The sequence below is a fragment of the Pseudomonas putida genome (genome assembly GCF_009883635.2).
GTDB classification, from domain to species: domain Bacteria; phylum Pseudomonadota; class Gammaproteobacteria; order Pseudomonadales; family Pseudomonadaceae; genus Aquipseudomonas; species Aquipseudomonas putida_W.
This window is the reverse complement of the sequence record NZ_CP026115.2, coordinates 3007176-3027425: the sequence shown is the minus strand read 5'-3', so window position 1 is coordinate 3027425 and position 20250 is coordinate 3007176. Positions and strand designations below refer to the sequence as shown.

Genomic DNA, 20250 nt, shown 5'->3' with positions numbered 1-20250 from the left:
CTGGATTCTTGCGCCACTCTCAAGTGCGGCGCGGACCCCTGTAGGAGCGAGCGAAGCTCGCGATAGCGCCCGATCAGACAACCCGGGTGCCAAGGCTGACGCCATCGCGAGCTACGCTCGCTCCTACAGGGGGGCCAGTCCCGCCTCTAGAGAGGCGGTGCGATCAGAAGTCCTTGCACAGGCGCAAGGCGTCGTAGATCGCCGCATGCACGTTGCGCTGGGCCACGCAGTCGCCGATGCGGTACAGCAGGTAACCTTCGCCCGGCTGGCTGAGGATCGGCTGTGGCTTGATGGCGAACAGCGCCTCCACATCGATCTGGCCCTTGTTGCGCGAACCTTCCTTCAGCGCGTAATACAGCTGCTCGTCCGGACGCACACCGTTTTCCACCACCACTTGGTCGACCACGCGTTCTTCCTTGGCGCCGGTGTATTCGTTCTCCAGCACCGCCACCAGCTTGTCGCCTTCGCGGTAGACCTTTTCCAGCATCATGTCGCCGGTCATGATCACTTCTTTGGGGTACATGCTGCGGTAGTAGGTCGGGAAGGTGGTACCGCCCATGGCCACGCCTGGCTTGATGTCGTCGGTGACGATCTCGACCTGGCTGCCCTTGTCGGCGATGAAGTCAGCCACCGACATGCCGGTGAACTCGCAGATGGTGTCGTACACCAGCACGTTCTTGCCCGGCGCGACCTTGCCGTCGAGCACGTCCCAGCTGCTGACCACCAGCCCTTCGGCGGCGCCCCAGTGCTCGTTCTGCTCAAGGAACGAATGGCCACCCACCGCCAGCACGATGACGTCCGGGCGCAGGTCCTGGATGGTGGCCACATCGGCCGCAGTGCCCAGGCGCAGGTCGACCTTCAGGCGCGCCAGCTCCAGTTGGTACCAACGGGTGATACCGGCAATCTGGTCACGCTGAGGTGCCTTGGCGGCGATGGTGATCTGCCCGCCGATCTGGTCCTTCTTCTCGAACAGGGTCACGTCGTGGCCGCGCTCGGCCGCCACGCGGGCCGCTTCCATGCCGGCCGGGCCTGCGCCGACCACCACCACCTTGCGCTTGACGCCGGTGGTCTTCTCGATGATATGCGGCACGCCCATGTATTCACGGGAGGTCGCGGCGTTCTGGATGCACAGCACATCCAGGCCCTGGTACTGGCGGTCGATGCAGTAGTTGGCACCGACACACTGCTTGATCTGGTCGATCTGGCCCATCTTGATCTTGGCGATCAGGTGCGGGTCGGCCATGTGCGCACGGGTCATGCCGACCATGTCCACGTAGCCGCCTTCCAGAATACGCGTGGCCTGGTTCGGGTCCTTGATGTTCTGCGCGTGCAGCACCGGGACCTTGACCACTTCCTTGATGCCCGCCGCCAGGTGCAGGAACGGCTCCGGCGGGTAGCTCATGTTGGGAATGACGTTGGCCAGGGTGTTGTGGGTGTCGCAGCCCGAGCCGACCACACCGATGAAGTCGAGCATGCCGGTGGCGTCGTAGTACGCGGCAATCTGCTTCATGTCCTCGTGGCTGAGGCCATCGGGGTGGAACTCGTCACCGCAGATGCGCATGCCGACGCAGAAATCGTCGCCGACTTCGGCGCGCACGGCCTTGAGCACTTCCATGCCGAACTTCATGCGGCCTTCGAAGGTGCCGCCCCATTCATCGGTGCGCTTGTTGACCCGAGGGCTCCAGAACTGGTCGATCATGTGCTGGTGCACGGCCGACAGCTCGACGCCGTCCAGGCCGCCCTCCTTGGCACGCCGCGCAGCCTGCGCGTAGTTGCCGATCACGCGCCAGATCTCTTCCACCTCGATGGTCTTGCAGGTGGCGCGGTGCACCGGTTCACGGATGCCCGACGGCGACATCAGGGTCGGCCAGTTGAAGCCGTCCCAACGCGAGCGACGGCCCATGTGGGTAATCTGGATCATGATCTTGGCGCCATGCTTGTGCATGGCGTCAGCGAGGTTCTGGAAGTGCGGGATGATGCGGTCGGTCGACAGGTTGACCGAGGCCCACCACTCCTGCGGGCTGTCGATAGCCACGACAGACGAGCCGCCGCAGATCGCCAGGCCGATACCGCCCTTGGCCTTCTCTTCGTAGTACTTCACGTAGCGCTCGGTGGTCATGCCGCCGTCAGTGGCGTAGACCTCGGCGTGCGCGGTGCTGAGTACACGGTTGCGGATGGTCAGTTTGCCGATCTGGATCGGCTGGAACATTGCTTCGAATGCCATGACGCTATCTCCGGCTTACAACGGCTTTGTAACGAACAGGCCATCTTCGTGGCCTTCTTCCGACCCGCCGTAGACCTGTTCGGCCACGGTGCGGATCTTGCTGCCGCGGGCAGCGAGAATCTGGTCCATGGCGCCGGCGAACCAGCCGGTGAACATGTAGTCGACCTTGCGCCCGCACTTGCCATAGACGTACACGAACGCGGAGTGTTTGAGCTTGACGCTGCAGGTGCCTTTATCCAGGTCGATGTCCTGGATCTCGAACAGGCCCCAGCCACGCTGGCTCAGGCGCTTCATGTAGTGCTCGAACACCGCCACGCCCTCCAGGCCATGGCATTCGGCTTCCTTCTCGCACCAGTGCCACGCGGACTTGTAGCCGGCCTTGTAGAGGATCTCGGCATAGGCGTCGGCGCCCAGCACTTCCTCGATGCCAATGTGGTTGTTGACGAAGAAATGGCGCGGCACATACAGCATCGGCAGGGCGTCGCTGGTCCAGACACCGGTCTCGCTGTCGACTTCGATTGGCAATTGCGGGGCGATCTTGGCCATGGAAACTCAACTCCATAAAATTTTTATGTGGGTGCCCCGGCGTTGCTGGCAGGGGCTATCAGGCTTGGAGAGCGGCTTACTCGCCCCAGACGTCCTTGAGGACGTTGACCCAGTTCTCGCCCATGATCTTGCGCACCACACGCTCGGAATGGCCGCGCTTGAGCAGGGTCTCGGTGAGGTTGGGGAATTCGCCGACAGTGCGAATGCCCAGTGGGTTGATGATCTTGCCGAAGTTGGTCAGGCGACGGGCGTAGCCCTTGTCGTGGGTCAGGTACTCGAAGAAGTCCTGGCCGTGGCCCTGGGTGAAGTCGGTACCGATACCGATAGCGTCTTCACCGACGATGTTCATGGTGTACTCGATGGCTTCGGCGTAGTCGTCGATGGTCGAGTCGATGCCCTTGGCCAGGAACGGCGCGAACATGGTCACGCCGACGAAGCCGCCGTGGTCGGCGATGAACTTGAGCTCCGCGTCCGACTTGTTGCGCGGGTGTTCCTTCAGGCCCGAAGGCAGGCAGTGGGAGTAGCAGACCGGCTTCTTCGATTCGAGGATGACTTCCTCGGAGGTCTTGGAGCCGACGTGGGACAGGTCGCACATGATGCCGACGCGGTTCATCTCGGCGACGATCTCGCGGCCGAAGCCCGACAGGCCGCCGTCACGCTCGTAGCAACCGGTGCCGACCAGGTTCTGAGTGTTGTAGCACATCTGCACGATGCCCACGCCCAGCTGCTTGAACACGTCGACGTAGGCGATCTGGTCTTCGAACGCGTGGGCGTTCTGAAAGCCGAAGAGGATGCCGGTCTTGCCCAGTTCCTTGGCCTTGCGGATGTCAGCGGTAGTGCGCACCGGCATCACCAGGTCGCTGTTGTCGCGGATGAGCTTCTGGCTGGCGGCGATCTGATCGACGGTCGCCTTGAAGCCTTCCCAGACCGACACCGTGCAGTTGGCCGCAGTCAGCCCGCCTTTGCGCATGTCCTCGAACAGCTCGCGGTTCCATTTGGCAATGATCAGGCCGTCGATGACGATGCTGTCGGCGTGAAGTTCGGCTGGGCTCATCAGGCTGTCCCCTTTGTTGATTTGGGCCGCGCCGAATCTTCTGCCGGCGCTTTGGGGCCAGCATATGCCTGTGCCCAAAGGCGCCCCGATGCAAAAACGACAGGGGGTTTGCCGAAAGCGTCAATGCACGACACCGCGGCCTCTGGCACGCCGCTTGGGGATGAGAGACAGTCTCGATAACGACATTTCCGAGCGTTTTATGAACATTTCGTCAGAGAGCTATCGTCTTCTCTGCAGCTGAGCGAGAATCCAGCCGATTCGTCAGCCTTGTTGAGGAGAAAACGGATGAAATCAATGGCATGGCTGGTACTGCTGGCTGTCGTTTCGGGCGCCCACGCCGGCGAGGAAGAAAGCACCCCGTGCGACAACGTCGAGAGCGACCAGCAGACCTTCGCTTGCGCGGCATTCAACAAGCAGACCGCCGAGCGCGAGCTGAAATCGGCGTATGACGACCTGATTCAGCGCATTCGCGACCAGTATGCCGATGAGGGCGACAAGGCCACTGCCCTGGTCGGGCGCATGGAGGCTGCCGAGAAGTTGTGGACGCAGCTGCGTGATGCCGATTGCAAGGTCGAGACCTATGCCGAGAAACCTGGCAGCAAGGCATTCCAGGCGGCTTGGGATACCTGCGTGGCACAGCGCAGTGATGACCGCTCGGAGTATTTGCAGTCCATTGGCCAGCAGTAGAAGTATCCGCTGAGCGGGAAGAGCTTTCAGCTTATCTCCGTGGATTATCCGAACCACAGTGCATCCCAGGCGCCTCGCCGAGGCGCTGGAATGTACTGAATCGGAATCCAAGATATGACCTCCAACATCAGCAAAACCGACATGGACAGCGCGATCGCTGCCCTGAAGAAAGAAGGCGAAGAGCGCGCCGTCATGGTCGCCAACACCGTCTGCATCTTCGCCCCGGATGTACCAGCCAGCGTTGCGGAAGACGTGCTCGATGGCATGCGCCTGATGAACCTGTCGTCCAACAAGAAGTTCGACAAGGAAACCCAGCAGCGCGAGTGGTACAACTACTACAACGACGGCCTGGGCAAGTTCGGCTGGACACTGACCGGCGCCGCCCATGTTGAGGAAGCCCTCGACAAGGACACCCACACACTGGCAACCCTGGCGCCTGAGATCGTTACCGTCCAGATCGGCCGCAGCCATCGCTTGAGCCGCTGTGTGAAACGCTCTTTCGAAGTGATCGTGAAAACGCCAAAGGCTCAGCAACTGCTTGAAGAAAGCAGCGTGAGCGTTTCGGGCAAATCCAGCACTGTGCAGATTTCCGCCTGCGAGATGTCGCCGCAAGGGCTGCCGATCATGCACATGACCAGCGTTCAGCTGAGCTACGACAAAGCGGAAAAGGCAGCAGGTTCCGCTGGCCGCATCATCGACAAGTCGAACACTCGCGTCTATCGCGCCTCGCAACAAGGCTCCTTCAGTGTTCGCCACTTCGAAGCCATGCGTGAAGCCGTCAGGTTGAAGCTGGCCAGTCAAGCCTTCGACATCCTGGCACTCGACATCTGACCTGGGTCTGGCGCTGTCGTACAGCGCCAGGTTCCGTTCTTGCGCATAAGCCGAGGGCCCGCAATATGCCCGCGAAACCTGCCGCCCAGCGTTACGAAGACCTGCATGCCTGCTTGCGCCTGGCGCAATTGGAGGCCAACGGGGCTCATGACCGCCAGCAAGATGGCCAGCGCTGGTTCAGTCGCTTTCTGCTCACCCTGGAAGATTACGGCGCCAGGCTGTTTGAACGGACAACAAAAAACATCACCTGCACGCCTACGGACGCTGTGTTTGAAGACGTCTTCTCTGGCTGGATTGCGCCACCTCAGCAGCCAAACCTCAGGTTCAAACGGGTTGCCAGCGACATACTCCATGGCTTGAAACAGCCAGACCTCGCCCTACTGCGCAGCACATCGGCCAGCTCACATATGAGCATCGCGTTCGATGTGGATGACGACGGCGAGCCCGTGGCAATTGTGTTGCACCTGTGGTCTGCGACCGACCCGGATGCCCCTCGCACGCGCCTGGCCCTGCAACTGAATCACCTGGGCGTGAAACTCGATACCCAGGCATTCGAGGCACGGCGTGCACAGCTCGAAAGCCGACTGCAGGCGTTTTCCAACCTTGATCAGTTCTGATCTGGCGCCTGTGGCTTGAGTGCCTGACGTTCTTCGCGCGGGCAGCGGCCAAAGCGCAGTTTGTATCGGCGAGTGAAATACGACGGCAGCTCGAAACCGCACGCCACGCTGACCTGCGTGATGCTCATCTGCGTTTGGCATAGCAACTGACGTGCCTTGTCCAAGCGCAGGCCGAGATAAAAGCCACTTGGTGTGTCATTCAGGTACAAGCGAAACAGACGCTCCAGTTGACGTCTGGTGATCATGGCTCTGGCAGCCAGCTCCAATGTGCTCAGCGGCGGCTCGATATGTTTTTCCATTTCACCGATCACCTGCACCAGCTTTCGGTTGCTGATGCCATAGCGTGAGGCAATTTGCATCCGCTGGTGGTCCTGGCGGGGCCGGATGCGGCCGAGCACGAACTGTTCTGACACCTGCACCGCCAGCTCGCTGCCATGGGCCTGTCCGATCAGGTCGAGCATCAGGTCGATCGATGCAGTGCCACCGGCACAGGTGATGCGCCGGCGGTCGATCTCGAACAGCTCCTGGGTCACCTGCAGGCGTGGATAGCGCTCCTTGAACGCGTCCAACGCTTCCCAGTGCAAGGTGGCGCGGTAACCGTCGAGCAAGCCGGCTTCAGCCAGCACCACCGGGCCAGTGTCGATACCGCCAAGGATTACCCCATCATGGTCGAGCCGGCGCAGCGCCTGTTGCAACTTCGGCCCATAACAGGCCAGCGGCTCGAAGCCGGCGACGATCAGCAACACACCTCCCGGCTCGCCCTCCCCTAAGGCGCCATCGGCATTCACCGACATGCCATTGCTCGCTTGCACCGCCCCGCCATCCAGGCTGAGCACGCGCCAGCGATACGACGGCCCCTTGAAACGGTTAGCCACGCGCAGTGGCTCCAGTGCGCTGATAAAGCCCATTGCCGAGAACCCCGGCAACAACAGGAAATGAATCAGTTGCGGCATTGCATGCTCCACGACAACAGGTGGTCGCCTCCGTGCAAATCTTGGTCGCCAGGGTGCGATTTCCCACCCTGCCGCCAGCGTAGCTTATCCACACGGCCCGCAGAGGCCGCCCTCAATAACAATATGCACTGCCGATGGAGAGCCACCATGCACAGCTTGATCCGCCGCAGCCTGTTGACCCTTGCCCTGAGCAGCATCGCTTCCACCCCGCTTTTCGCCGCCGAGCCGGCAGTTTGCAAGAACGTGCGCCTGGGCGTGGTCAACTGGACCGACGTCATCGCCACCAGCGCCATGGCCCAGGTGCTGCTCGACGGCCTGGGTTACCAGACCAAGCAGACCAGCGCCTCGCAGCAGATCATCTTCGCCGGTATCCGCGACAAGCGCCTGGACATGTTCCTGGGTTACTGGAACCCGATCATGACCCAGACCATCACCCCGTTCGTCGACGCCAACCAGGTCAAGGTTCTCGAAAAACCCAGCCTGGAAGACGCCCGCGCCACCCTTGCCGTGCCGAAGTACCTGTATGACAAGGGCCTGAAGACCTTCGCCGACATCCACAAGTTCGAGAAGGAACTGGGCGGCAAGATCTACGGCATCGAGCCCGGCTCCGGCGCCAACACCCAGATCAAGGCGATGATCACCAAGAACCAGTTCGACCTGGGCAAGTTCCAGCTGGTCGAGTCCAGCGAGGCCGGCATGCTCGCCGCTGTCGACCGCGCCGTACGGCGCAAGGAAGCCGTAGTGTTCTTCGGCTGGGCGCCGCACCCGATGAACGTGAACATCGACATGGCCTACCTGGGCGACAGCCAGGACGCCCTGGGCCCGGACGAAGGCCGTGCCACGGTGTGGACGGTGACCGCACCGGACTACGCCGAACGCTGCCCCAACGCCCACCGCCTGCTGGCCAACCTGAACTTCAGCGCCGAGGACGAGAGCCGCATGATGCAGCCGCTGCTCGACCATAAGGACGCGCTGGAATCGGCCCGCCAGTGGCTCAAGGACCACCCCGACGACAAAGCCCGCTGGCTTGAGGGTGTGACCACCTTCGATGGCAAGCCTGCGGCGGGCAACCTCAAGCTCACTGCCAACTGATCCGGCCTCTTCGCGGGACAAGCCCGCTCCTACAGGTTACACGCATGCCAGGGCCTCCACGGTCCCCTGTAGGAGCGGGCTTGCCCCGCGAAAGGGCCAGCACAGACAACACAAGGAACAAAGCCATGAACCACGACGTTATCATCACCTGCGCCCTCACTGGCGCTGGCGACACGGTCGCCAAGAGCCACCTGGTCCCGGTCACCCCGAAACAGATCGCCGAATCCGCCGTGGAAGCCGCCAAGGCCGGCGCCACCGTGGTCCACTGCCACGTCCGCGACCCACAGACCGGCCGTTTCAGCCGCGACGTGGCGCTGTACCGCGAAGTCATGGAGCGCATCCGCGAGGCTGACGTCGACGTCATCGTCAACCTCACCGCCGGCATGGGCGGCGACCTGGAAATCGGCCCGGGTGAATCGCCGATGGAATTCGGCCCCGGCACCGACCTGATCGGCCCGCTGGAGCGCCTGGCCCACGTCGAAGCCCTGCTGCCGGAAATCTGCACCCTCGACTGCGGCACCCTCAACTTCGGTGACGGCAACGCCATCTATGTTTCCACGCCGGCGCAACTGCGCGCCGGCGCCAAGCGCATCACCGAGCTGGGCGTGAAAGCCGAGCTGGAGATTTTCGACACCGGCCACCTGTGGTTCGCCAAGCAGATGATGAAAGAAGGTCTGCTCGAAGACCCGCTGTTCCAGCTGTGCCTGGGCATCCCGTGGGGTGCGCCGGCTGATACCACCACCATGAAGGCCATGGTCGACAACCTGCCGGCCAACGTCACCTGGGCCGGCTTCGGCATCGGCCGCATGCAGATGCCAATGGCCGCGCAGGCCGTGCTGCTTGGCGGCAACGTGCGAGTGGGCCTGGAAGACAACCTGTACCTGGACCGTGGCGTGCTGGCCAGCAATGGCCAGCTGGTGGAACGCGCCGCCGAAATCATCACCCGCATGGGTGGCCGCGTGCTCAGCCCGGCAGAAGGCCGGGAAAAAATGAACCTCAAGCGCCGCTGATCCCCCTCAGGAGACCGATATGCCCTTCATCACCGAGATCAAGACCTTCGCCGCCCTGGGTAGCGGCGTGATCGGCAGTGGCTGGGTCGCGCGCGCCCTGGCCCATGGCCTGGACGTGGTCGCCTGGGACCCGGCGCCCGGTGCCGAGCAGGCCCTGCGCAAGCGTATCGCCAATGCCTGGCCGGCCCTGGAGAAGCAAGGCCTGGCGCCAGGTGCCGCGCAAGACCGCCTGCGCTTCGTGGCGACCATCGAGGAATGCGTGCGCGACGCCGACTTCATCCAGGAAAGCGCACCCGAGCGCCTGGACCTCAAACTCGACCTGCACGCGAAGATCAGCGCCGCCGCCAAGCCCGACGCAATCATCGGTTCCAGCACCTCGGGCCTGCTGCCCAGCGAGTTCTACGAGTCGGCCACCCACCCCGAGCGCTGCGTGGTCGGCCACCCGTTCAACCCGGTGTACCTGCTGCCACTGGTGGAGATCGTCGGCGGTAATCGCACGGCCCCAGAGGCCATCGAAGCCGCCAAGACCATCTATACCGCCCTCGGCATGCGCCCGCTGCATGTTCGCAAGGAAGTGCCCGGCTTCATCGCCGACCGCCTGCTCGAAGCGCTGTGGCGCGAGGCCCTGCACCTGGTCAACGATGGCGTGGCCAGCACCGGTGAGATCGACGACGCGATCCGTTTCGGCGCCGGCCTGCGCTGGTCGTTCATGGGCACCTTCCTCACCTACACCCTGGCCGGTGGTGATGCCGGCATGCGCCATTTCATGGCCCAGTTCGGCCCGGCGCTGAAGCTGCCCTGGACCTACCTGCCGGCACCGGAGCTGACCGACAAGCTGATCGACGATGTGGTCGAAGGCACGTCGGAACAACTGGGTGACCACAGTATCGCCGCGCTGGAGCGCTATCGCGATGACACGCTGCTGGCCGTGCTGGAAGCGGTGAAGACCAGCAAGGCGAGCCACGGCATGGCCTTTAGCGACTGAGGAGCAGACGATGCCCGCACTGATCACTTACCGCACCCCAGTCCAGGAGGACTGGGTCGACTACAACGGGCATCTGCGCGATGCCTATTACCTGCTGATCTTCAGCTACGCCACCGATGCGCTGATGGAGCGCATCGGACTGGATGCCGACAACCGAGGGCAGAGCGGCAACTCGCTGTTCACCCTGGAAGCGCACATCAACTACCTGCACGAGGTGAAGCTGGGTACTGAGGTGTGGGTGCAGACGCAGATCATCGGCTTCGATCGCAAACGCCTGCACGTCTATCACAGCCTGCACCGGGCCGGGTTCGATGAAGTGCTGGCGGCAAGCGAACAATTGCTGCTACACGTAGACTTAATTGGGCCAAAAGCTGCCCCGTTTACAGACTCGCATACCGAACGACTGCAGCAGTTAACGCATAGCCAGCACGACTTAAGGGCTCCAGTCTATGTCCAGCGCGTGATTGGCTTGACCATCAAGAAGTAGTAAGTGCGGGCCATTCTTGGCCCGCAGTTAGCTTGTCTTAACAGAAAAGACCAAGTTTCATTCACCAAAAGAACTAGAGACAGTAGTGACATGGCCGGTCATGGCCTCACCACCTTCTATTATCTCTACGTTAGGATAGTGCGCAGGATCAGCTTTTAAGGGTGTTACCAGCAGTGAAGGCAAGAATGTCTTTGCCCGATAACTCCGCCATTTTTTGCCACCCTCACTTATTGCAAAACTTACACCTTCCGGAACATCCACGACCGTAACAATACCAATTTGCTTATCCGCAAAGAAATCACACTTATCTGCAACAGCACTACTCCCGCCAACATCATGTTCAAACTCACATGTCCTCATTGAGTTACTGAGCGCCACGCTTAGAGAATTGGGGTAGAAATTCGCAACTACTTCCCTGCGATCGTTGAACCGTCGCGCGACATCATGATGCTCTCGCGTTCCAACAGGAATACCCTCATAAGTCACATCAGGGTTGGAATGATAGGGTATCCGTGGACATGCCGGGTTACATGCATAGGACATCTGCGTGCTAAAGCGTGGAGTCCCTGCTTGATAGCGATAGCCGTACATATAAGGCGGATTGCGAACCGGGTCGCCCTCATGCCAGTTATGATCCGCCCCAATATTATGTCCCAGCTCGTGAGCCAAACTTCCAAAACATGAAACCACTGAATGCCCTTGAGCCTTGGATGCATTTAACCATGCCTGGCCACAGTATTCTCTGGCCGTTGAATACATTGAAACCAGATCCGCACGCAAGGCATCCCGCACCCTGAGAAGGTCAGGCCCAAACGGTTTCGCCAAGCGCATATCATTAAGTTGATCGAAGTAAGCCCTTCCTGTTTCGTCATAATCAGCATCGTAAAAGCCTGCAAGCTCATAAGTGATCGCCACATTACTGTTCTTCATGTAGAGATTGGCATCTTGCAGCGCTTGGGCAAAGGGCATCCGATAGTTAGGATTCGCTGCTCTGGACTGCAGGGTGGACACGAGCAATACACGGATGGTGCTATGTGCCGACTGCGGCTGCTTGCCAACGGCGGGGTCTTTTCTGCCTGAGTCGGGCCCGAGTAACGGTTCAGCCTCCGGTGGCAACTTAGACTCATCAACTTTTATCAGAACGTGCTTTCCATCACCCACGTAGTCCAAGCGATACAACCGGCCATCAACATGTATGTTGCCCACCACTTTTTCGCCTTCACGAACAAGGGAGATCCATTTCAAGGGGTCGAAATCCATTTCCGAACGCAACGTGAAGCGCTGTCTTCGATCCGGTGCCACATCGCCCACCCACCCCACCATATCCGGTGCCGGCGGCTCGGCCCCTCGCAACTGGAACGTAACGGTTTCTTTTTCGCTCAACGGTATGGTCATTGCTTGGGTGTCTGGCGACACCAGCGAAGTGGTGATAAGGATCGGAAGGACCTCTACGTTAGCCCGGTCGTTGATCAGCGTGTTCAGATAGGGTGCCACTTCCGGATTTACCTTTAGTGCCGAAAGTTTTTTGCTATCAAGTACCTCGAATAGCTTCACGGCCTGGTTCGAGGGGGGGGCGTTAGAAACTACAGTAGAGTTGCAAGCCGTCAATAGCCCCAAGCTCGAAAGTACCAGAAATCTCACTAAATTCTGCATGATCCTGCTCCAATGGAAAGTTCATCCCATTAAGCAGCGACGCAAAAGACCTTCACAACTGACAGAAATACCAGTTACCAGACAAAAAATAACCCCGGAAAGCCGTGAGCATCCGGGGCCAAGAGCGAGCAACATCCACTGTGCATGTGTGAGGGTGACCAAACCCTCGAGGACCGTGAATGGGTGCAGTCTGCTGGCTTCCCGGCACCTGCAATTAGCCGGGAGCGACCTGTTCTTAGCCAAACCAGCCATTGCGACATTCTGCCCTTGCGGGCGTGTCGCTGCAGACACAGAATCGGTCGTAAATCACAGCAGCACTCTCTTCGCGATAAAAGGGACAACAGCCATGATGCATGCGGATTTGATAGACCAGGACGACCTGGCAGGCCACCTGCGCGCACGCGGGTTCGACATTCCTGCAGGGGCCAGTGCCGAGCAGGCCTGCGAGGCGGTGGTGCGCGGGCTGACCGAGCCCAATGCACGGGCGCTCAAGGGCATGGTCGAACAGATGTACACCGGTAGTGCGACCATCTTGCCAGCGGTGCGCCAGGCCATCGACAAGCAGCTGTTGCCGGCGCTGGCCCAGTTCAGCCGCCGCGCCTGATTTCGCCTGTTCCGGCCCTTTCGCGGGGCAAGCCCGCTCCCACAAGTTACTCATCACTCAGAGCTGGTGATTTCCCTGTGGGAGCGGGCTTGCCCCGCGAAGAGGCCGGCACTGACCTACGCCGGCTCGGCCAATTTCTCCAGCTCAAAGGTCCGGTCAAACAACCCTGCCAACCCCTCCTGATGAGTCACCCCCACCACCGTACACCCCGGCAATTCCCGCCTGAGCATCTCAAGCAACGCTCGCGCACTCTCCATATCGAGCTGACTGGTAGCCTCATCCAGATACAAGGTATCCGGCCGATACACCAGTGCCCGCGCAAGGCTCAGCCGCTGCTGTTCGCCACCTGAAAACACCCGTTCCCATTCCTGCTCATCATCCAGCCGGCCACTGAGCCCGACTTGGGACAATGCTTCCAGCAACAGCCGATCATCCACAACCTCAACCTGTGGATAAGCCAACAACCCACGCAAACTCATGCGCGGCAGGTAAGGCTTCTGCGGCAACAGCAAACTGCGCCCCGGCGGCAACTGCCACTCGCCCAGGCAATAAGGCCACAGCCCCTGCAAGGTCCGCAGCAAGGTCGACTTGCCCAGCCCGCTGCGTCCGCCAAGGCGCACCCATTCGCCCTGGCCGACGCGCAGGTCGAGTGTTTCCAGCAGCACACCACCATCGGGCTTGCACAGCGTCAGCCCTTGAGTGCACAAGCATTGCCCCTGTGGCGCCGCAAGCACCTGCTGACGGCTCTCGGCAATCGCCTGCTCAAACTGCTCCAGCCGCTGCAATGCCGCACTCCAGCGCACCAGCTTGTGATAGAGCTTGATGAACCAGCTGAGCGAGCCGTGCACGGCGTTGAAGGCACTGCGGATCTGCATCAGCCCACCCAGGGTGATGGTCTTGGCCATGAACGCTGGCAAGGCGGCGAACACCGGGATGATCAGGCTCAACCGTTCGTAGGAGACGGTGAACAGGCTGAGGTTGCGCTCGCGCCCCATCAGTTGCCGCCAGTTGTCGGCGATGGCGCGAAAGCGCGTGGCCAGATGCTCACGCTCGACGGCCTCGCCCCGGTACAGCGCGATCTGCTCGGCATGGTCGCGCTTGCGCAGCAGGCTCGCGCGAAAATCGGCCTCGCGATGCTCACGCTCGTAGTTCAGCGCATGCAGCGGCTTGCCGATCAGGTGTGTCAGCAGGCTGCCGGCCAGGGTGTAGGCGAGCACGATCCACACCAGGTAACCATGCACCGTGAAGGTCTCGTCGAACAGGCTGAAGGTCTGCACACCCGACAGATTCCACAGGATCAGCATGAACGCGCCAACCTGCGCCAGGTTGATCACCAGGGAGGCCACCAGCTCGATGCTCAGGCCGACCATCAGGTCGATGTCCTGGGCGATGCGCTGGTCGGGGTTGTCCGGCTCACCGGCCAGCCCCAGACGGTAGAAGGCCTGGTCCGCCAGCCAGGCATCGGTCAGGCGCCCGGTCATCGCCTGGCGCCAGCGCAGCTCCAGGCCTTTGCGGATGTAGTCCATGGCCACGATGATCAGCACATAGCTGCCCAGGTACAACGCGTACTCGCCGACCAAACCGTACAGCCCCGCCGTATCGAACGCGGCCAGGGTGTCGTAGAAGGTCTTGCTCCAGCTGTTGATCAGCACATTGATCTGCACCACCAGCAGCCCCAGGCCGATCACCGCTGCCAGCATCAGCCAGGCTGGCCATTGCTGGCGGCTGGTCCAGAACGGGCGGCTCAGGCGATAGAACGTTCGCAGGGTTTTCACAGCGCCTGCTCCAGCGCCGCTGGCGACGGCAGCACGCGCAGTTGCACCTGGTTAGCACGAGGGAACAGCTGTTTCGCTTGCTGTTGTAGCGCTGGCAGGTTCAAGGCTTCAGGCAGTTGCGCCTGAGTCTGCAAGTAGCGCGGGTCGTGCCAGCGGCGGTCACTCAGGATCAGGCGCTTGAACTGGGTTTGCGGGTCTTCGCGGCGTTTGCTCTCCTGGCGCTGGAACTCGGCGCGCTCATTACGCAGCCATTGGGCATCCGGATGAAGCTCGGCCAACGTCTGCTGGGCCAGGGCCCACAGTTCGTCGACCCGCGCCGGGTCACAGGTGAAACTCAAGCTGCTCTCAATGCGCTGGGTGTCGGCATTCAGTTCGCTTTCGAACCGCAAGCGATACACGCCGGCAGCCTCGCCGCGCAGCTGGGCTTTCAGCCGCTGGTTGGCCAGATCGCGCAGCACCGCTACCCGTGCCGCCGCTTCCGGGCTCCAGGCCTGGGGCTGATAGCTGCTGGCTTGCAGGACGGCACGCGGTTCCAGCGCGATCGCCAGGTCATCACGACGCCGGCCGGGCAGTTGTAAAGCCTGTTGGCTGGCCAACGGCGCTGTGCGCGGGATGGTCGCGAGCAGTTCACCGACCAATTTCTCCAGCGATTCCGGCGTCGCCTCCGCCATCAGGTAATAGGTCACTGGCGCACCAGCCAAGCGCTTCCAGTCGGCACTCAGCTGTTCGGCGGTCAATTGTTCGAGCGCGTCGATATCCGGTGACCGCCAGTGGTCTACGCCGTACTTGAGCACACGCTGACGGCTGTCCTGCAGCCCGCGTACGTCATCCGGACGGCTGCGCAGGCGTTGCAGCAAGACATCGCGCGTGGTGCTGAACACTTCCGGGTCGATGCTGGCCAATTGGCTTACCCGATAGCTCTGCATCAACGCCGGCAGTTGCTCCGGTGCTGCGCCAAGGTTGAGTTGCAGGCGCTGGGGCTGCTGGTCGAAGCCGAGCGTGGCGCGCTGCTCCTGGCGCCAGGTTGCCAGGGCCTGCTGATCCATCCCGGGCAGGCCGCTGTGCATGGCCAGTTGCGCGGCCATCTGCAGACGCCAGGCCGGGGTGCCGGCAAGGTGGTAGCCAGCGGACGATTCGGCCTGCAGCAGCCACTTGCCTTCCGGGCCATTACGCTTGAGCCAGACCAGGCGATCACCGTTGCCAAGGTGCCAGTGTTCCACGTGTTGCTCAGGGAAGGCTTTGCGCTCGACGATAGCTGCCGCAGGTGGCGCGGCCGGCATTTCCAGGCGCGGTGCCGATGGGGTTGCGGCTGCCACCTGCACCGGCGCCGGCAGTGCAGTTGCCGCCAGCTTCGCCTGATGTGCCTCGACCTGGGCAACGCTCGGCAGGGCAACCGTGGCGCTGCCCGCCGCACTCAGTTGCAATACCCGGTCTGGGCTGGCGAGCCAACGTCGCAGGCGGTCGTTGAGGTCATCGCGTGTAATGCTGCCCAGCACATCCAGATAGCGTGCAGCGGTAGCATGCCGCTCGGTGACGGCATTCCCCTGCACGGCGGCATTGTTGAGTTGCTCCACCCATTGCTCGAACGTTCGCGACGCCTGATTGGCCAAGGTCTTGTCGCCCAGTGCACGAATATGTTCGCGCTCATGTTGCAGGTCCGTTCCGCTGAAACCGTGCTGGCGCAGGCGCTCGACCTCGGTCAGCAATTGCTCCAAGGCCTGGTCGTGGGCCTGGCCCTCGACACCTGCGGCGATGCCGAGCACGGTGGAGTGTGCACCGATCAGGGTCTTCTGCACGATCAGGCTGCGCACCCCCGCTTGCAGCGGTTGGCGGCGCAGGCTGTCGAGCATCGCGGCGAGCGTCATGCGGTCGATCAGCCGCTCGCGCAGTGCAGCGCGGGTAGTGCCGCGGCTGTCCGGCTCATGGGAACGAAACAGCATCGCCACCTGGTTGCTGCCTGACTGCGAGTCCTGCAGGCGAAACACCTTCAGCTTTTTGTCCAGTGGCAGTTCGCGCTGCTCGCGGCTCGGAACGCTTCCGGGCCTGGCCGCGCCGAACGCCTGCTCGATCTGCACCAGCAGGACTTGGGGATCAAAGTCGCCGACTGCCGACAGCACCATGTTGTTGGGCAGGTACCAGCGGTTCTGGAAGGCCTGCAGGTTTTGCAGGGTGGCCGCACGAATGGCGCCTTCGTTGCCGATGGTGCGGTGCTCAGGGTACCGCGAGCCGACCCTTTGCGACGCCGTGCGCTGCTCGTTCATGCGCTGCGCCACACCCAGCCCGCCGCGCCATTCCTCGATCACGATCGGCCGCTCACGCTCCAGGTCCTGGGCGTTGTAGTCGCGAGCGAAAGCCAGATCGGCCAGCGCCTGCAATGCCTGCGGGGCCTGGCGCACGCCAGCGGGCGGGCCGATCAGGTACTGGGTGCGCTCGTAGTTGGTCACCGCGTTGAAGTGGCGGCCCTGGACCCAGCCCAGGTCAGTCATGCGCTGGCGCACGTTCTGTTCGCCGCCAGCGCGGCCATGGAAGGCCAGGTGTTCTACCAGGTGGGCCACGCCGACCTGGTCGTCGGCCTCGTCCACAGAACCGGCCTTGACCGTCAGGCGCAGGTCCAGGCGACCGGGTTGCGAGGTTTCCCGTACCAGGCGATAGGCCAGGCCATTGGCCAATTGGCCATGCACCACCTGGGCATCCCAGGGCAGTGGCGCGTCGGGTTCGGTCACTGTGGCGCAAGCGCCGAGCAGCATCGGGCCGAGCAGGCCCGCGATGAGCTTGTTCATCAGGTTATCCACGGTTTTGTTATGGGGTCAGAAGCGGTAGCCGACTTCCAGCCAGTACTGGCGGCCGACTTCGTAGCTCACCAGGCTCACCGACTCGCGGCTGGTGATCTTGTTGACCTTGTCGGTAACGTTGGTGATATCGACGTTGACGAAGAACGCCTGGTCCTTGCCGGTGGGGATGTCCCAGGCCAGCTTCATGTCCCAGGTCGGGGCCGCCGGCGTGGCCACGGTTTCGTAGCGGCTGAGCACCTCGCCGTCGACCTCGATGTCCTCATCCAGGTTGACGACCTGGTCGTACGCACCGCGGTAGCGAAGGAAGTTGCTGATCGACAGGTTCCACTGGGGGATGTCGGTGATGGTGGTCAGCCGCGCGGTCCATGGCCGGTTGTAATCACTGCCCGGCAGTTCGTTGTAGGGAATGCGCTTGCCGTCGAGCACCACATCGTTGCCGGCCAGCTCGTCGCCATCCAGGCCGGCCTCGTAGGTCGCGCCGTAGCCACTTTTGGTCCGCGACCAGTCCAGGGCCAGCTGCACGCTGGTACTGGTACCCCTGAAGCGCAGGGGCTGCATCGGCGTGACGGTCAGGCTGATATTTTCGGTCTCGCTGGTGCCGGCGTTGAGGTAGGCGTAGTAGTCCTTGCTGTAGCCTTCGGGAATATCCTTGGCATCCAGGTTGTAGTAAGGCCGGGTACGGTAGATCTGGTCATGGCCCTTACGGTTGACGTACTTGAGCTGGAACTCGGTGTCGAACCAGCGCTGGTTGAGCCCCAGCATCAATTCATCGTCATAGGGGATGTCCATGCTGGAGAACTTGCTCATGTTCTTGTTCTGGCTGGACAGGACCCAATCGCTGGTCTGCGTGGCGCGGGTATAGCGCGAGGTGAACTGCTGGCGGCCGTCGGCCAGGCGATACTTGAACAGGTTGCGGCCGTAATAGCGGTTGGCACCGAACACCAGTACCGTGCTGCGGTCGCCAAAGAAGTCGTAATCGCCGGCAAAGCGTGGCGCCAGGCTTTTCTTCTCCATGTAGTCGTCGCCCTCGAATCGCAAGCCGGGGCGCAGTGTGAGGTTGCCGTAGCCGATTTCGTCCTGGACGAACAGCGCGTACTTCTTCTGCGTCATGTCGATCTTGCCAGCCCCGTAGACCATCATCGCCGAGCCCCACTGGCGGTTATTGCCGTTGAGCAACAGGCCGTTCGAGCACCAGGGGTCGCTGCCGCTGCACACGCCGTTGTCACGCTTCAAGGTGGTGATCGACAGGGCGTCATCCTCACGTTCCCAGCTTGCCCGCTGATAACCCAGCTCCAGGCCGGTGGTCAGGCTGTGGGCAGCCGCGCCGACGCTGAAGGTCTGCCAGTCGGCCTTGAGCTTGTAGTCGATGCTGCGCTGGGTCTGGTACAGGCTGCCGAACCCGCCTTCGGCACTGCGCGCGTTGCTGTCGTCAGGGTTGCCCCAGTCCTTGCTGTCGGACCAGTACCACTTGATCTCCTGGTTGCGGTCGGAGTCGCGCGAGGCATACAGGTTGCCCACCGCCAGTTGCTGCGTCCAGCGTGCGTTGTCGCCCTCGTAGATGGCCTTGAACGAGCCCTGCCAGCCACCGTTGATGTTGGTGTAGCCGGAGTCGCGGTAGTCCTCGCGGTAGTAGGTGTTTTCTTGCGGGGCGTAGACGATCGAAGTGTCCAGGGTCAGGCGATCGTTGACGTTCCAGTAGGTCTTGAGCAGGAAGTTGTCCAGTGCTCGGGTCTGCTCCTGTTCGTTGTCGTTGTCAGGGCTGTTGTAGCCATTCGCATAGGTGCGCAGCGGCAGGTACGAGCGCTTCTGCGAGAAGTTGAACAAGGCGCCGAAATCGTCGGTGAAGTGCCCTTCGAGGGTGCCGCGCAAGGTGGTCTTGGTGAACTCGGGCTGGTTCTTCTCGTTCGACGAAGTGTCGAAGGTTTCCTTGTTTTCGCGGGTGATGTGGTAGCTCGTCCATTCCGAGCGGGTCATGGCGTAGGACAGCTTGCCATGCAGGTCGTGGCTGGGGCGACGGGTGATGGCATCGACCACACCGCCATTGAAGCCACCGTACTCGACCGGCACGTTGCTATCGTAGACCTTGATCTCCTCGAGCAGGTCGGCGTCCAGGGCGATACCGTGCGAACGGCTGGGCGCCGAGTCGAACTGGCGGGTTTCGTTGTAGCCATGGGCGCCGGGGTCGAGGTCGTTGTTGATCGAGATGCCATCGATCATGAAGTTGTTCTGGTAGAACTTGGCGCCGTTGATGCTGATGTCGGCAGGGTCGATTTCGCCTGGTGTGTTGGAGCTTTTCTGCTCGGTGCTGAACTGCACGCTGGGGTGCATCTGCAGCAGGGTGGTGATATCGCCGTTGGCACCGGGGAAGGCCTGGATCGCCTTGCGGTCAATGACCTTGGCGCCCATGTAGCTGTTCTCTTCGGTGTCGCCGAGGATCACCGTGTTGTGCAGTTCGATGGCACCGTTGTCGGCCTGCAGCAGGCGAAACATCAGGGTGCCGTATTCGTAGTCCCAGGTGATGCCGGTGCCCAGCAACAGCTGAGCCAGCGCAGCCTCGCTGCTCAGATGGCCGCTGACGACGGTGGACTGCTGGCCTTCGAGCAGGTCCGGGTCGACCGACACCTGCAGGCCGCTTTGCTGGCCGAAGGTGATCAGGGCGATGGCCAGTTTCTGTGCCGGAATGTCGAACGCGTGGACCTGGGCCAGCTCCGAACCTGGCTGGGTCGCTTCTTCGGCAGACGCAGGCAGCATCGCCAGCACACTGCACATGCCGAGCACCCCGGCCCCCGCCACAGATTTCAGGCGCAACGACCAACCCCGCGCACTGCGCGGCTTCCGGCTTGTTGTTTGAGTCATCCCACATCCCCGCCCCGGACAGTCGCCGGGCAGCAAAATTGAATACGAATCGATATCAGTTGTTGCGCGCGGGGGAGAAGACGG

Annotated in this window: 16 protein-coding genes; 8 read left to right on the top strand and 8 right to left on the bottom strand. The window is 61.9% G+C overall.

From position 1 onward, the window contains the following. Positions 1-163 precede the first annotated feature (163 nt). The 3 genes from dgcA to C2H86_RS13695 form a co-directional block, all read right to left on the bottom strand. Complete coding sequence (dgcA, locus tag C2H86_RS13705; RefSeq protein WP_159412933.1) at positions 164-2224, bottom strand: dimethylglycine demethylation protein DgcA; 2061 nt, start codon at positions 2222-2224, stop codon at positions 164-166. A gap of 15 nt (positions 2225-2239) precedes the next feature. Beyond that, positions 2240-2770, bottom strand: coding sequence for a DUF5943 domain-containing protein (locus tag C2H86_RS13700; protein ID WP_008091518.1), 531 nt, complete (start codon positions 2768-2770; stop codon positions 2240-2242). Positions 2771-2846: 76 nt separating this feature from the next. Next, complete coding sequence (locus tag C2H86_RS13695) at positions 2847-3824, bottom strand: dipeptidase (RefSeq protein WP_009682902.1); 978 nt, start codon at positions 3822-3824, stop codon at positions 2847-2849. 285 nt (positions 3825-4109) lie between these two features. Here C2H86_RS13695 and C2H86_RS13690 point away from each other — a divergent pair, with 285 nt between their 5' ends. From C2H86_RS13690 to C2H86_RS13680, 3 genes are all read left to right on the top strand, one after another. Then, the gene (locus C2H86_RS13690) at positions 4110-4511 is read left to right on the top strand and encodes a lysozyme inhibitor LprI family protein (RefSeq protein ID WP_159412932.1); all 402 of its coding nucleotides are present in this window, start codon (positions 4110-4112) and stop codon (positions 4509-4511) included. 114 nt (positions 4512-4625) lie between these two features. After that, complete coding sequence (locus C2H86_RS13685; protein ID WP_159412931.1) at positions 4626-5342, top strand: hypothetical protein; 717 nt, start codon at positions 4626-4628, stop codon at positions 5340-5342. A 113-nt stretch (positions 5343-5455) separates the two neighbouring features. After that, on the top strand, positions 5456-5959 hold the full coding sequence (locus tag C2H86_RS13680) for a hypothetical protein (protein WP_205524607.1): 504 nt from the start codon (positions 5456-5458) through the stop codon (positions 5957-5959). Here the strand turns inward: C2H86_RS13680 and C2H86_RS13675 are convergent. Beyond that, complete coding sequence (locus C2H86_RS13675) at positions 5950-6912, bottom strand: GlxA family transcriptional regulator (RefSeq protein WP_159412929.1); 963 nt, start codon at positions 6910-6912, stop codon at positions 5950-5952. The two genes, C2H86_RS13680 and C2H86_RS13675, sit on opposite strands and share 10 nt — an antisense overlap. A 147-nt stretch (positions 6913-7059) precedes the next feature. On the opposite strand from C2H86_RS13675, the gene choX reads away from it, so the two are divergent. The 4 genes from choX (at position 7060) to C2H86_RS13655 (ending at position 10486) form a co-directional block, all read left to right on the top strand. Beyond that, entirely contained in the window at positions 7060-8004 is a 945-nt protein-coding gene (gene choX / locus C2H86_RS13670; RefSeq protein ID WP_159412928.1) for a choline ABC transporter substrate-binding protein, read from the top strand. 125 nt (positions 8005-8129) lie between these two features. After that, on the top strand, positions 8130-9014 hold the full coding sequence (locus C2H86_RS13665; RefSeq protein WP_159412927.1) for a 3-keto-5-aminohexanoate cleavage protein: 885 nt from the start codon (positions 8130-8132) through the stop codon (positions 9012-9014). A gap of 19 nt (positions 9015-9033) precedes the next feature. Further along, a complete protein-coding gene (locus C2H86_RS13660) occupies positions 9034-9999 on the top strand; it encodes an L-carnitine dehydrogenase (protein ID WP_159412926.1) in 966 nt (321 codons plus the stop codon). Positions 10000-10009: 10 nt separating this feature from the next. Continuing rightward, the gene (locus C2H86_RS13655; RefSeq protein WP_159412925.1) at positions 10010-10486 is read left to right on the top strand and encodes a thioesterase family protein; all 477 of its coding nucleotides are present in this window, start codon (positions 10010-10012) and stop codon (positions 10484-10486) included. A gap of 57 nt (positions 10487-10543) precedes the next feature. Here the strand turns inward: C2H86_RS13655 and C2H86_RS13650 are convergent, their stop codons facing one another. Further along, on the bottom strand, positions 10544-12040 hold the full coding sequence (locus C2H86_RS13650) for a reprolysin-like metallopeptidase (protein WP_159412924.1): 1497 nt from the start codon (positions 12038-12040) through the stop codon (positions 10544-10546). Between the two features lie 445 nt (positions 12041-12485). Between C2H86_RS13650 and C2H86_RS13645 the strand changes: the two genes are divergently transcribed. Continuing rightward, positions 12486-12743 carry a hypothetical protein gene (locus C2H86_RS13645; RefSeq protein WP_159412923.1) on the top strand — a complete coding sequence of 86 codons (258 nt, stop codon included), beginning with the start codon at positions 12486-12488 and terminating at the stop codon, positions 12741-12743. 116 nt (positions 12744-12859) lie between these two features. On the opposite strand, the gene C2H86_RS13640 is transcribed toward C2H86_RS13645, so the two are convergent. The 3 genes from C2H86_RS13640 to C2H86_RS13630 are packed head-to-tail and all read right to left on the bottom strand — an operon-like array spanning position 12860 to position 20118. Further along, complete coding sequence (locus C2H86_RS13640; protein ID WP_159412922.1) at positions 12860-14518, bottom strand: ABC transporter ATP-binding protein/permease; 1659 nt, start codon at positions 14516-14518, stop codon at positions 12860-12862. Continuing rightward, entirely contained in the window at positions 14515-17298 is a 2784-nt protein-coding gene (locus tag C2H86_RS13635) for a M16 family metallopeptidase (protein WP_159412921.1), read from the bottom strand. The genes C2H86_RS13640 and C2H86_RS13635 overlap by 4 nt, the downstream gene beginning before the upstream one ends. Before the next feature lie 27 nt (positions 17299-17325). Beyond that, positions 17326-20118, bottom strand: coding sequence for a TonB-dependent receptor (locus C2H86_RS13630; protein WP_240349705.1), 2793 nt, complete (start codon positions 20116-20118; stop codon positions 17326-17328). Positions 20119-20250 lie beyond the last annotated feature (132 nt).